General features: G+C 70.0%; 13 protein-coding genes. 6 read left to right on the top strand and 7 right to left on the bottom strand.

The features are described 5' to 3' along the window. Positions 1-115: 115 nt before the first annotated feature. Positions 116-220: an NlpC/P60 family protein gene (locus ABT369_RS09020; RefSeq protein WP_350611168.1), complete on the top strand. Its 105-nt coding sequence runs from the start codon at positions 116-118 to the stop codon at positions 218-220. Between the two features lie 61 nt (positions 221-281). On the opposite strand, the gene ABT369_RS09015 is transcribed toward ABT369_RS09020, so the two are convergent. Next, entirely contained in the window at positions 282-467 is a 186-nt protein-coding gene (locus tag ABT369_RS09015; protein ID WP_350611167.1) for a hypothetical protein, read from the bottom strand. Positions 468-595: 128 nt separating this feature from the next. Between ABT369_RS09015 and ABT369_RS09010 the strand changes: the two genes are divergently transcribed. The 3 genes from ABT369_RS09010 to ABT369_RS09000 all read left to right on the top strand — a co-directional run bounded on the left by ABT369_RS09010 (position 596) and on the right by ABT369_RS09000 (position 2164). Beyond that, the gene (locus ABT369_RS09010; RefSeq protein ID WP_350611166.1) at positions 596-910 is read left to right on the top strand and encodes an SbtR family transcriptional regulator; all 315 of its coding nucleotides are present in this window, start codon (positions 596-598) and stop codon (positions 908-910) included. A 67-nt stretch (positions 911-977) separates the two neighbouring features. Next, a complete protein-coding gene (locus ABT369_RS09005; protein WP_350611165.1) occupies positions 978-1439 on the top strand; it encodes a DUF6153 family protein in 462 nt (153 codons plus the stop codon). An 86-nt stretch (positions 1440-1525) separates the two neighbouring features. After that, a complete protein-coding gene (locus ABT369_RS09000; protein ID WP_350611346.1) occupies positions 1526-2164 on the top strand; it encodes a DUF305 domain-containing protein in 639 nt (212 codons plus the stop codon). Positions 2165-2515: 351 nt separating this feature from the next. Here the strand turns inward: ABT369_RS09000 and ABT369_RS08995 are convergent, their stop codons facing one another. Then, positions 2516-3130 carry a TetR/AcrR family transcriptional regulator gene (locus ABT369_RS08995; RefSeq protein WP_350611164.1) on the bottom strand — a complete coding sequence of 205 codons (615 nt, stop codon included), beginning with the start codon at positions 3128-3130 and terminating at the stop codon, positions 2516-2518. A gap of 91 nt (positions 3131-3221) precedes the next feature. On the opposite strand from ABT369_RS08995, the gene ABT369_RS08990 reads away from it, so the two are divergent. Then, positions 3222-4187: a ketopantoate reductase family protein gene (locus ABT369_RS08990; RefSeq protein ID WP_350611163.1), complete on the top strand. Its 966-nt coding sequence runs from the start codon at positions 3222-3224 to the stop codon at positions 4185-4187. A 279-nt stretch (positions 4188-4466) separates the two neighbouring features. Here ABT369_RS08990 and ABT369_RS08985 read toward each other — a convergent pair whose 3' ends face one another. The 5 genes from ABT369_RS08985 to ABT369_RS08965 are packed head-to-tail and all read right to left on the bottom strand — an operon-like array spanning position 4467 to position 10054. After that, a complete protein-coding gene (locus ABT369_RS08985) occupies positions 4467-5495 on the bottom strand; it encodes a LacI family DNA-binding transcriptional regulator (protein ID WP_350611162.1) in 1029 nt (342 codons plus the stop codon). Positions 5496-5533: 38 nt separating this feature from the next. Continuing rightward, on the bottom strand, positions 5534-7030 hold the full coding sequence (locus tag ABT369_RS08980; protein ID WP_350611161.1) for a glycoside hydrolase family 13 protein: 1497 nt from the start codon (positions 7028-7030) through the stop codon (positions 5534-5536). Further along, positions 7027-7842, bottom strand: coding sequence for a carbohydrate ABC transporter permease (locus ABT369_RS08975; protein WP_350611160.1), 816 nt, complete (start codon positions 7840-7842; stop codon positions 7027-7029). Before ABT369_RS08975 ends, ABT369_RS08980 begins: the two co-directional genes overlap by 4 nt. Beyond that, complete coding sequence (locus ABT369_RS08970; RefSeq protein WP_350611159.1) at positions 7839-8768, bottom strand: carbohydrate ABC transporter permease; 930 nt, start codon at positions 8766-8768, stop codon at positions 7839-7841. The genes ABT369_RS08975 and ABT369_RS08970 overlap by 4 nt, the downstream gene beginning before the upstream one ends. After that, positions 8765-10054 carry an ABC transporter substrate-binding protein gene (locus ABT369_RS08965; protein ID WP_350611158.1) on the bottom strand — a complete coding sequence of 430 codons (1290 nt, stop codon included), beginning with the start codon at positions 10052-10054 and terminating at the stop codon, positions 8765-8767. The genes ABT369_RS08970 and ABT369_RS08965 overlap by 4 nt, the downstream gene beginning before the upstream one ends. Positions 10055-10285: 231 nt before the next feature. On the opposite strand from ABT369_RS08965, the gene ABT369_RS08960 reads away from it, so the two are divergent. After that, entirely contained in the window at positions 10286-12898 is a 2613-nt protein-coding gene (locus tag ABT369_RS08960) for a ricin-type beta-trefoil lectin domain protein (protein WP_350611157.1), read from the top strand. Positions 12899-12932 lie beyond the last annotated feature (34 nt).

The following is a 12932-nucleotide window of genomic DNA, read 5'->3' as shown; positions in this document are numbered from 1 at the left end:
GCGGCGCCGGCGGCACGGCCGCGAAGAAAAGCGTGCGAGCTCATCGGCAAGCCCTACATCCGGGGCGCGCCGGCACCAAGGGCTACGACCGCTCCGGCCTCAAGCTGCGGCAGCAGTGGAGGACACCAAACCGGTCGCCAAGGCCAACCTGCGCCCCGGCGACCTCGTGTTCTTTTACAGCGACCCGCACCACATGGGCATGTACGCCGGCGGCGGATGAATGGTGCACGCCCCGACCACCGGCGCCTACGTCCGCATGGCCAAACTCGGCGGACGTCCCGTCACCGGCTATCGCCGGCCCGGCTGATCGCACGTGAACCGCTTCGGCGGCGTCCGAGATCGACCGTTCGGCCGGCCCAGGGCGTGACGCCGCGCGGCTTGTAGACCGACAGCACCAGCGCGAAGCGCAGCAGTCCGATCGCGGCCGCGGCGTGCACGACCGGCGACGCGCTGCGCAGCTCCGCCAAGCCGACGGCGGGGTCGCGGGCCGGAGGCGATCGTCGTCGCATGGCACGAACGGCGGGTCGGCGAGCACCTCGCCCAGCTCACGCAGGCGGCCTCGACCGTCGCCGAGCCGGACGAGCGGCTGCGGACCGTGCTGACCACCCTCGCCGAGCTGACCGGCGGCCGGCACCAGCCCGGCACCGCGCCGGTCGGCCACGGCCCAGACCTCGCCGTCCCATTGCATCGCGCCGAACACCTGCACCGAGCCCGGCATCAGCTGCACACGCTGCTCACTGACGTCATCCGCGCCGCGGCCGACGGCGGCGCCGTCCGAACCGAAGTCCCCGCCGCCGAGCTCGCCGCGTTCTGCCTGCACGCCCTCGGCGCCGCCGCCGACCTGCCCGCCACCCGCTCGGCCCGCGGCCGGCTCGTCACCGTGGCCCTCGCCGCGCTGCAGCCCGGATGACAGGCAGACCCGGCGCCACTCGCGCCCGGCTCGCCGCAGGCAGCACGCGGCCGGTACCGTGAACCGCGTGGCGCATGCGGTCAACGGGGGGCTCGGGCGGACGGCCCGGATCGCGCTGTTGCTGGCCACCCTGCTCGGCCTGACCGCCATGCACACGCTCGGGCATGCCGGACCGCATCTGCCCGACGGTCATCAGCACGTGCCGGCCGCCGAACATGTCGCGACGATGCCAGTTCTGTCCGCAGTGAACACGGCCGCCCTGGACGCCCTCACGGGCTGCGCCGGCGACGGCTGCGCCATGCTGCTGACCGGATCTGGGCACGATCACGGCGGCATGGACGGCTGGGCCATCTGCCTGGCCGTCCTGGTCGCCTTCGCCGTCATCGTTCTGGTCGCCATGCTGCTCACCCGCCGGCGCGCGAACGCCAGCCCGGCACGCCCCCGCGCCACGCGGCGTGCCGGCCCGCGAGCTCCGCCACCCCGGCCGTTCGGCCTCACCCTCGCCACGGTGTCGGTCCTGCGCACATAGGACGCCCCGCACGACGCCGGCCCCGCGCCGGTGCCGTGCTGCCGCGTCCCGCGCAAGTACCATTCGACACCGAAAGGCCACCACCAATGAAGCGCACGCTCGTGCGCCGTGCCGTCCTGGCCGGCGCCGCCCTCACCACCGCCCTGCTGCTGGCCGCCTGCGGGGGCAGCGGAGGCCACGACCAGATGCCGGGCATGCACCCGGCCGGTACCACTGCGGCCGGCGGCAGCGCATCCGGCGCCGCCGCATCCAACGACGCCGACGTGATGTTCGCCCAGATGATGATCCCGCACCACCAGCAGGCCGTGGCGATGGCCGCGCTCGCCGACACCCGCGCCACCGACCCCGAGGTCAAGACCCTCGCCGGACAGATCAAAGCCGCGCAGGACCCGGAAATCCAGACCATGCAGGGCTGGCTGACCGCCTGGGGCAAGCCCGCACCGGCGATGAGCGACGGCATGGGCACGAGCATGGGTGGCATGGACCACGGCATGCCGGGGATGATGTCCGACGCCGACATGACCAAGCTCAAGACGGCCACGGGCAAGGACTTCGACAAGCAGTTCTGCACCATGATGATCGCCCACCATCAGGGCGCGATCACCATGGCCAAAGACGAACTGGCCAACGGCGCCAACAGCAACGCGAAGGCACTCGCCCAGAAGATCATCACCGCGCAACAGGCCGAGATCGACACGATGAACAAGATCGTCGCCCGGCTGTAACGAGGATGGCGGGTGCTCGGGCGCCCAGCGCGCCTGGGCACCCGAGCACCCAGCCCATTCGCCGCCGCCGTCGACCCCGAGGGTCGAGCCAGGCGACGCAGTCACCAACACCCGGCCCGGGCGATGCGAGCCCGGCTCTAGGTAACCGTCGTAACCGTCGTTCAACCCGGCTTGTCCGCCGCCAAGGCCAGCGCGGCACCGCTCAGGCAGTGCCGGCCCCATTGTCGTCCACGACCACCGCGATCAGCCCAGCGATCGGCGGGATGGCCGGGGCGGAGCGGGTGGCGATCATGTTGACGCCCGGAGATGCCCGTGCTGACCGCGGTTGGCGCCAACGGCAATTCTTGCACGTCATGCGCCTCTCCTTCTGGAAGGCGTACGGATGGCCGCCTGGGCTGAGTGCGGGCGGCGCAGCCCGTCCAGCACGAGGGAGATGACACCGTCGGCCTCGGCTCGCCAGCCGGGGCGATCATGGGCCGCACCGATGCCATGCAGCGCCATCATCACGGCACCCGCACCCACGTCGTCGCGAACGGTGCCGTCCCGCACGGCGGCGGCCACCAGGTCGGTGACAGCCTGCTCCAGCGGCCGGCTGCCCTCGGCGAGGACACCCGAGCGATCGGCCATGAGGGTGGCCAGCGTCCGGGCCAGGCCCTCGTGGGCAACCATGTGGTCGACCATGCCGCGCAGGAAGGTCGCCAAAGCCTCCGCCGCGGGCAGCGTGGCTTGTAGCTGGCGGGCGCGGTCGCACAGCGCGGCGACTTCCCCGTGGTAGACCGCCTCGGCCAGTGCCTCCCTGGTGGGGAAGTGGCGGTACAGCGTGCCGGTGCCCACCCCGGCCAGGCGGGCGAAGTCGTCGAAGCGCAGGTCGAAGAAGTCGCCGGCGTCGAAGATCTCCCGGGCCTTGGCGAGCAGGGCCTCGCGTTTGCGTCGGGCGTCGGCCCGCAGCGGCTTGTCGGCGGTCATGCGCTACCTCGCGTTGACAAGTGGAGATGACCTCCATATTTTTGGAAAGTGGAGATGACCTCCAAATCGAGCCTACCCCACGAGGTGCACCGTGAAGATCCTGATGTTCGGCCGAGGCGTGATCGCCACCATCTACGGCTGGGCCTTGGAACGGGCCGGACATGACGTCGAGTTCTACGTCCGCCCGGGCCGCGCGGCGACGTACGGGGAGACGACAGATCTCGACCTGCTGGATACACGGCGCCGGGTGTGGGGGCAGCGTGTCATCGAGAAGTGGCCGGTGCGCTACCGCGAGGAGCTGCGGTCAGACCACGATTTCGACCTGATCGTGCTCAGCGTGGGGCACCACCGCCTCTCGGAGGCGGCGGCCTTCCTGGCGCCGCGCGTCGGTCAGGCCGCGGTGCTGGTCTTCGGCAACATCTGGACCGAGCCGCAGGCTGCTATCGGCGCCCTTCCCGTCGACCAGGTCGCTTGGGGCTTTCCCCAGGCCGGTGGCGGCTTCGGCGAGGACGGCGTGCTCCGCGGGGCGCTGTTGCCGGTAGTCATCTTCGGCACCCTCGGCCAGCCCCCGACCGACCGGGAGCGGGCCGTACGCAGGGTGTTTCGCGAGGCCGGGTTCCGGCCGCGGGAGCGACCCGACTTCCGCGGCTGGCTGTGGATACATTTCGTGTCGGACGCGGGCCTGCAGTCGCAGGGCGTGCGGCTGGGGTCGTTGGCCAAGCTGGCCGGGTCGACGGGCGCGTTCCGCGAGGCGCTGCTGGCCGGCCGTGAACTTCTACCGCTTCTCGAAGCGCGAGGCCTTGACCTGCGACGTCACCGGGGCGGCGGGCTGCTGTTCCGTACGCCCACCTGGCTGATGGCCCCCGTGCTCGCCTGGCTGACCGCTCATGTCGCGCCGGTGCGCAGGAACTTTGCGACGCACTCCGACCCCGAGGCTCAGGAGCCGCGGGAGATCTGCCGGGACGTGCTGGCGGAAGCGCGACGGCTCGGCGTCGCGGTACCGCGACTGGAAGCGGCGGAACCGCACTTCGCCCGTGAAAAGACGGATCGAGTCTGAACCCACCGATGTCGTCGGTCCCGGTGGTCGATTACGGTTCCTTCGTCCGTCGCATCCGGAGCCAAACCCGGTCGCGCCGGTCGACCAACTGCCGTTCACGCACGGCTTTTCGCCGTCCAGCCAACTGGCCACGGAGCCCGGCGTCCCGCCTCGGCAGGTAGTGCCAGCACGGCGGGACCGTCCACCGCCCAGTCCACCGATGTCCTTGAATCCAGGTCGACCGGTGTCCGGGTTGCTGCGGCAAGACACTTCCGAGTGGCCGTGCGTCCGGCGCCGTGGCTACGGGCGGGCCGATCGTGAGGAGGCGCGGACTACGAGCCGGGGAGCGAGGAGCCGGCCGTGGACCGCGTGTCGGTCCGGTTTGGCAACAGTGTCCATGAGCAGCTCCATGATGGCGCGCGCAGCCTCGGTGACCGGCTGGCCGATGCTGGTGAGGCCGAACGCGAGCGCTGTCGGGGTGTCGTCGAAGCCGACGATCGCCAGGTCGGCTCCGGGGCGCAGGCCGCGCGTCGTGGCCTCGTGGTGGATGCCGACGGCGATGGTATCGGTGGCGGCGACGATGGCGGTTGGGGGGTGCGGGTCGTCGAGGAGCCGGCCGGCCGCCTGGCTACCGGCGGGCATCGTGTCCTCAGCGCGGGCGTCGAGGTCGGTCGGCAGGCCGTGGCGGGTCATGGCGTCGTGCCAGCCGCGGGCGCGGCGCACTCCGACGGAGAAGTCCTCCGGCCATCCGATGTAGCCGATGCGGCGGTGGCCGCGCTCGACCAGGTGGTCGACGGCGTCGGAGACGCCGGTCTCGTCGTCGACGTCGACCCAGGAGTACTCGCCGGTGCCGGACACGGTCCGGCCGAAGGACACGAACGGCACCCGGCCGGCGAGCAGGAGGCCGGGCCGCGGGTCCTGGGCACGGACGTCGTAGAGGACGACACCGTCGGCGGCGCCGGCCCGGATCAGCGTGCGGGCGGCCTCCGCCTCGGCGGCGGCGTCGTCGGCGGTGAAGAGCTGGATGTGGTACCCGCTGGGCCGCCCGGCCTCGGCGAGCGCGTGCAGGAACCGGTCGTGGATCGAGCCGACGACCTCGGTGGAGGTCGGCTCGATCCGCAGCCCGATGACGTGGGAGGTGCTGGCGCGCAGGGCGCGGGCCGCATGGTTGGGGTGGTAGCCGAGCTGCTCGATCGCGGCCTCCACCTTGCGCCGGGTCTTGGGCAGCACGCGCTCCGGGCGGCGCAGCACGTTGGACACGGTCTGGGCGGAGACGTTCGCCACCGCCGCGACGTCGGCCAGCGTGACTGGCTGATCGTTGACTGGCACTGTGACGTTTCCTCCGAGACCGGCGTGGTCCCGCCAGTTTAGTGCCACCAGGCGGTGGCGCCGGGCGGCAGGCACACCGCGCCGGTCGGCCGGGCCGCGGCGAGCACGGTGCTGGCGAGCAGCAGGGCGCCGGGCGGGACGACGTCGACGTCGCGGTCCGTGAGGTTCGTCGTGCACGTGAGCGCCGCGCGGGTGAAGGCCAGCACGCCGTCCGGGGCGTCCTGCCAGTGCAGCGGACCGGTCATGCGGCGGCGGATGTGCAGCGCGCGCCGGTACATGGTGAGCGTCGAGTCGGGCGTCCGCTGCGCCTGGACGCTCAGCGGCCGCCAGTCCGGGGGGATCGGCAACCAGGTCGCGGCCGATGCACTGAACCCGAACGCGGGTGCCTCGCCGGTCCAGGGCATTGGCACCCGGCAGCCGTCCCGGCCGGGTTCGCGGCCCTGGGACCGCCGCCAGGTGGGGTCCTGCCGGGCGCCGTCGGGCAGGTCGAGGACCTCGGGCAGGCCGAGCTCCTCGCCCTGGTAGAGGTAGGCGGAGCCGGGCAGCGCGAGCATGAGCAATGTGGCGCCGCGGGCCCGGTCGAGCGAGCCGAGCCGGGTGACGTGGCGTTGCACGTCGTGGTTGGACAGCACCCAGGTGGGCGCGGGGTTGGTGCGCATGGTCTGGTCGATGACGGCCCGGACCGCTTCGGCCCGCCAGGGGCTGAGCAGGAACGGGAAGTTGAACGCCTGGTGCAGCTCGTCCGGGCGGGTGTAGTTGGCGAGGCGGTCGGCGGTGGGCGCCCAGGCCTCGGCGATCCCGATGCGTTCGCCGGGGTAGGAGTCGAGGATCTTGCGCCAGTCGCGGTACACCTCGTGGACGTCGTCCTGGTCGAAGTACGGCAGGATGCCGCCGCGGTGGTCCTGGCCGGCGTGACCGGCGTCGGGCAGGCCGGGGGCCTTGACGAGCCCGTGGGCGACGTCGATGCGGACGCCGTCGACGCCGCGGTCGAGCCAGAACCGAAGGACCGCGGCGTATTCCTGCCGCACGGCCGGGTCGTCCCAGTCGAGGTCGGGCTGGGACGCGTCGAACAGGTGCAGGTACCAGTCGTCGCTGTGCGGGTCCTTGCTCCAGGCGGGGCCGCCGAACACCGACTCCCAGTCGTTGGGCGGCCCATCGCCGCGGCCGGGCCGGAAGATGTACCGCTCGCGGCGGTGCGGTGAGGAGAACCACGGGTGCGTGTCGGAGGTGTGGTTGGGCACCAGGTCGACGATGAGCCGCAGGCCGAGCGCGTGGGCGTCGGCCAGCAGCGCGTCGAAGTCGGCGAGCGTGCCGAACATCGGGTCGACGTCGCGGTGGTCGGTGATGTCGTAGCCGCCGTCGCGCATCGGCGATCGGTAGAACGGGGTGAGCCACACGCCGTCGACGCCGAGCTCGCGCAGGTACGGCAGCCGGCTCCGGACGCCGCCGAGGTCGCCCACGCCGTCGCCGTTGGTGTCGGCGAAGCTGCGGACGTAGATCTGGTAGATGACGGCGGACTGCCACCACGGGTTCATTTGACGCCTCCCGCGGTGAGGCCGTCGACGATGCGGCGCTGGCAGATGAGCACGAGCACGACCAGCGGGACGGTGACGACGGTGCCGGCCGCCATCTGGGTGCCGAACGGCTGATCGAAGCCGTACTGGCCGGTGAACAGCGACAGGATGACGTTCGCGGTCATGGTGTCCTTGCGGTTGACGACGCTGGCGGCCACCATGAACTCGTTCCAGGAGGCGATGAAGGCCAGGATCGCCGTGGTGAACACGCCCGGTGCGGCGAGCGGGAGCATGATGCGGTAGAACGCTTCCAGGGGTCCGCAGCCGTCGACCTGGGCAGCCTGCTCGAGCTCGACCGGCAGCTGCCGGAAGTATGCGGTCAGCGCCCACACTGCCAGCGGCAGGGCGAAGCTGATCGTGGGCAGGACCATCGCCTGGTACGTGTTGATCCAGTCGAGTTTGATGATGACCTCGAGCATCGGGACCAGGATGGTGATGCCGGGAAACATCGCGGTGGCGATGATGAAGCCCAGGATGACGCCTTTGAACGGGAACTCCAGCCGGGCGATGGCGTAGGCCATCAGCGCCGCGACGGCCACCACGACGACGGTGGTGACGCCGGCCACGATGAGGCTGTTGAGCAGTGCCTTGGCGAACCCGTTGGCCGGGTCGAAGGCCGCGCGGTAGTTGTCCAGCGACGGCGGCAGGGGCAGCGGGTCGTTGGAGAACTGGTCGGCCGGGCGGCGCAGGCTGGAGATGACCATCCAGGCGAATGGCAGCAGGCAGTAGGCGATCAGGCCGCCGGTGGCGGCGAACTGCGGTATCCGTTTCACGAGGCACCCCGGTTGGTGACGTCCGCGCCGAAGATCCGGACGAAGACGAACGCGATGGTCATGACGTAGAGGAACAGGACGGTCGCGTAGGCGGCGGCGGGCCCGAATCGCAGGTTGGTCATCTCGTCGTAGGCAAGCATCGACAGGGTCTCCACCGAGCCCTTGTGCGGCCCGACCAGCACATAGGGCAGGTCGAACATGCGCAGCACGTCCAGCAGCCGGAACAGCACCGCGACGACGAGGACCGGGCGGACCAGCGGCAGGGTGATCCGCCAGAAGGTCGAGACCGCAGAGCTGCCGTCGACGCGCGCCGCCTCGTAGACCTCCCGGTGAATGGCCTGCAGGCCGGCCAGGGTGAGCAGGCCGATGAACGGCGCAGTCTTCCACGTGTCGGCCACGACGACGGCAGTCCAGGAGGAGATGCCGTCGCCGGTCCACACGACGTCGGCGGACAGGACCGCGTTCGCCACCCCGGAGGGTGCGAAGATCCACCGCCACAGCAGGGCGGACACGACGGTCGGGATCGCCCAGGGCACCAGGATCGACGAGCGGACCAGGCCCCGGCCGCGCAGGCCGCGGTGCATGATCAGCGCCATCGCGACGCCGATGACGACCTCGAGGGCGACCGAGACCACGGTGAACGTGGTGGTGTTCCACAGCGCGGTGACGAACCGGCCGTTGGTGATCGCGTAGTTGGCCAGGCCGGTGGTCGTGCCGGTGACCTTGAAGCCGGTCTGCGGGTCGATGTGGTCGCTGGACACCTGGAACGACATGCGCACGGCGGCGAGGATCGGGTAGCCGACGACGAGCGCCAGCACCAGCAGTGCCGGTGAGACGAGCAGCGCGGCGAGGCGCCGGGTCCGCGCCCGGTGCCGCCGGCCGATGGTCGGCGGCACCGGGCGGGACAGTGACAGGGTCGACGTCACTTGGTGGCAACCGCCTTGTCGAGGCCGGCCTGCATGTCGGCCAGGGCGGTGTCGACGGGCTTGGTACCGGTGATGGCGGCGTAGGCGTTCTCCTGGATCACCGCGGTGACATCGCCGTAGGCGACGACCTTGGGCCGGGGCGCGGCATTGAGGATCGACTGCCGCAGCGTGTCCAGATACGGGTACTTCTGCTGCAGCCCGGTGTCCTGGTAGAGGGAGGCGTAGGCGGGCGCGTTCGACGTCGCCTCCAGGTTCTTGCGGGCGTTGTCCTCGCCGGCGAAGAAGCTGATGAAGTCCAGCGCGGTCGCCTTGTGCTTGCCGAAGGCGCTGATGGCCAGGTCAAGGCCGCCGAGGCTCGACTTGCCCGGGCCGCTCAGGCCCGGCAGCGGGGCCACGGCGAACTTGCCGGCGACCTTGCTGGAGCCGTCGGTCTTGTTGGCCAGGTCCCACTCGTACGGCCACTGCCGGTGGAAGATGAGCTTCCCGGCCTGGAACTCCCGCCGGCCGTCCTCCTCCTTGAACGAGATCGCCGACTTGGCGATCGTGCCGTCCTTGAACGAGTCGGCGAGAAACCCGAGGCCCTGCTTGGCCTCGCTGGTGTTGACCGTCGGCTTGCCGTTGGCGTCGACGATCGCGCCGCCCGCCGAGTCGACCGCCTCGGCGAAGTTGACGGTGAGGCCCTCGTACTTGTCGAACTGTCCCGCGTAGCAGGACAGGTCCTTGCCCTCCGGTAGCGCCTTGACCTTGGCGCAGGCGTCCTTCAGCTGCGCCCACGTCGTCGGCGCCGCGGCGCCCGCGGCGTCGAGGAGGTCCTTGCGGTAGAACAGCAGGCCGCCGTTGGTCGTGTAGGGCACGGCGTAGAGCTTGTTGAAGTACTTGGCGGTATCCACGACCGCGGGAATCATCTTGTCGACGGGCACCTTGCCGGCGGGCAACTCGTCGATCCACCGGTTGGCGGCGAACTCGGCCACCCACACCACGTCCAGGTTGACCACCGTGTACGCGTCCGACTTGGTCCGGGCGTTCTGGATGAACTGCTGGCGCTGCTGGTCGGCACTTTCCGGCAGCTCGACCAGGGTCACCTTCTCGTTCGGGTGCTCGGCGTTCCACCGGTCCAGCTGCGCCTGCATCGTACCGGTCGTGTCCTTGCCGGTGGCCAGGGTGATCGGGCCACGGTCGGCCGCCGCCGGTGGGGCTTCATTGCCGCCCTCCGCGCTGCAGCCACCGATGCCCAGCACTCCTATGGCGACGACGGCGACCGCCCGGCGATTCGCGTATCGATGCATCCTGCACTCCTTCAACGGTTGGTTTTAACGCTAAAACCGTGTACGTGCCTCGCCCGCCTGTCAATCCAGTGTTACCAACATGTGATCCGCCCGCACATGGCATGAATCCACAGCAGGCGAGGGTTGACAGCGCAACGCGGCGGCAATCACGATGACGTCCATCCGTAACATCGAGCGCTTTAACGCTAAACTGCCAGCCGACCGCGGCGGCCCGCCGGAGAGGACGTCAAGATGAGGAAGCATCGATCACGAGGCTGGCTGGCGGTGGTGCTGTCCGCAGCGCTCGCCGCCGTCGGCCTCGGCGTGCAGATCGCGCGCTCGACTCCGGCCGTGGCCAGCACCACCCAGGTCGACAGCGGAGTCATCGGCTGGGACGGCGACCTGGACGCCGCCATCGCACACCGCGACGGCAGCTTCGACATCCGGGCCGGCAAGAACATCACCGTCGGCTTCGGGATCTACAACAACCCCTCCCGCCTCCAGTGGTTCAACGCCGGGGGCTACTACCCGGCGCTGACCACGCAGTTCGAGCGGGACAACTGCACGGTCACCATCACCAACTTCGCAGACGAGGTGACCATCGGCGGCAACCGCTTCGTCGCCGCCTACTCCCGGGTAACGGTCGCCAACCACGACTCGGTCCCACACACGGAGAACCCCGCCCCGTCCTCGTCGCTGCTGGCCCTGAACAGCCCGTCGACGACCGTCGCGGCCGGACGGACCGTCAACTTCGACTACGTGATCGCGATCGACAAGTTCGGCGGCAGCTACGCCTGGCCCTCAAACGCCGCGCTGACCGGGGCCGGCGGGTACGACACGCACTACGCCCACATGACGTCCTACTGGGACGGCAAACTCGCGCAGATCGCCCAGATATCGGCGCCGGATCCGCAGATCGCCAACGCCTACAAGGCCGGCTATATCTACACCAACATCATCAAGGACGGGAACAACCTCAACGTCGGCGAGAACGGCTACGACCGGCTGTACGACCACGACCTCGTCGGGATCATGACCAACCTGTTCGACCAGGGCGACCTTTCCAACGCCACGAGCTACCTGCAGACCCTGCTCTACAACGAGTACCCCGACGCGCTGTACAAGTACAGCTGGCCCTGGGCCGTCTACCTGGAGAAGACCGGCAACACAGCCTTCGTCCAGCAGAGCTTCGCCAAAATCCAGCAGAACGCGCACGCCATCGCCGCCAACGCCACCGGCCCCGGCGGCATCATGAAGCTCTCCAACGCCATCGACTCCGACGGCTACTGGACCCTCGACAACGAATCCGCGCTGATGGGCCTGCTGACCTACAAGTACATCGCTACCAGGCTGGGCAACACCACCGAGGCCAACTGGGCGGCGAGCCAGTACCAGACGCTGCTGGCCGCCGTGAACGCCAAGCTCAACGCCACCATCTCCGCCAACCACCTGTCCTACCTGCCCTGCGCGATGGACGTCCCCAACTCCGCCAACGCCTGCGGCCAGCCGGGCAACGCCAACTGGGCCTCGACGTTCCTGTTCGGTCGCTGGTCCTGGGACGGCCAACTGTGGGGCGGCAGCCCGGGCGGGCCCATGACGAGCATGATCGACGCGACCTACGACTACGGGTTCACCTACAACTCCGGACTGCCGGCGCACACCTACGGCGGCTACAACGGCTACAGCACCGCCTACAACGCCGGCTACGGTTCGGCCGGACTGAGCTCGACCCGCTACCGGGCCGAGGGGATCTACGACTACCTCTTCATGATCCAAAATGCGCAGAGCGCGCCGTACTCCTGGTGGGAGGGCATCCCGTCGGCCGCCACCACCAACTGGTCGCCCGGAACGCACGCCACATCCGGCACCGGCTCCGGCCCGCACATGTGGGGCCAGGCCAACAACTCCAAGGTGCTCCTGGACTCGCTGATCGCCGAGAAGTCCAACGGATCGGTCATCGTCGGCCGCGGCGTGCCCACCGAGTGGCTGCGAAGCGGCCAGTCGGTGAGCGTCAGCAACTACCCGATCGCCGGCGGCCGCGCCGGCGCGACGATCAGCGCCTCAGGGTCCAGCGTCACCCTGACCATGTCCGGAAAGGCCCCCTCCGGCGGTATCCAGTTCAGCGTGCCGGAGTTCATCGGCAACATCGCCTCCGCCAGCGCCGGCACCGTCGACAACGCCAACGGCGTCGTCGCCCTGCCCGCCGGCACCACCTCCGTCACCGTCACACTGAACACGGCGCCGGCCTACACCCAGCTCGGCGGAGTCGACCTGCAGGGATACTGCCAGTCGATCGGTCACGCGGGGGCCGGCCTCGACGGCACGACGAGCAGCGACTGGCGCTGCGTCACCTACACCGGTTCGCACATCTCCATCAACATGGACGACGCGTGCCAGCGGCAGTACCCCCACAACGCGGCCGCCTTCAGCGCGAGCTCGGGCTCCGGGCCCTACACCTGGGGCTGCCAGGCCACGTCGCCGAAGGCCCACACCGGCCTGATCACCGGCTACCAGGGCCTGTGCGTAGACGTCCGCAACGGCACCAACGCCGACAGTACCCCGGTACAGGTCTACACCTGCAACGGCACACTGTCCCAGCAGTGGGCGGTCATCACGGACGGCACCTTGCACGCCATGGGCAAGTGCCTGGATGTCAGCGGGGGCTCCACGGCCAACGGCACCCCGGTACAGCTGTACACCTGCAACCAGACCGGTGCCCAGCAATGGCGGGGACAGTCCGACGGTTCGCTGGTCAACCCGCAATCCGGCAGATGCCTGGACGACAACGGGGGCGGCGGTTCCGGCACCCAGCTGCAGATCAGGGACTGCAACGGCGGCGCGACCCAGAAGTGGAACCTGCCGTGACATCCGGCTGAGCCGGCCAACAGACCGGCAATGG

Source organism: Dactylosporangium sp. NPDC000244, from assembly GCF_040300725.1.
Taxonomy (GTDB): Bacteria; Actinomycetota; Actinomycetes; order Mycobacteriales; family Micromonosporaceae; genus Dactylosporangium.
Note: the sequence above shows the minus strand (reverse complement) of the source record. Positions and strands in the feature narration are given on the sequence as shown.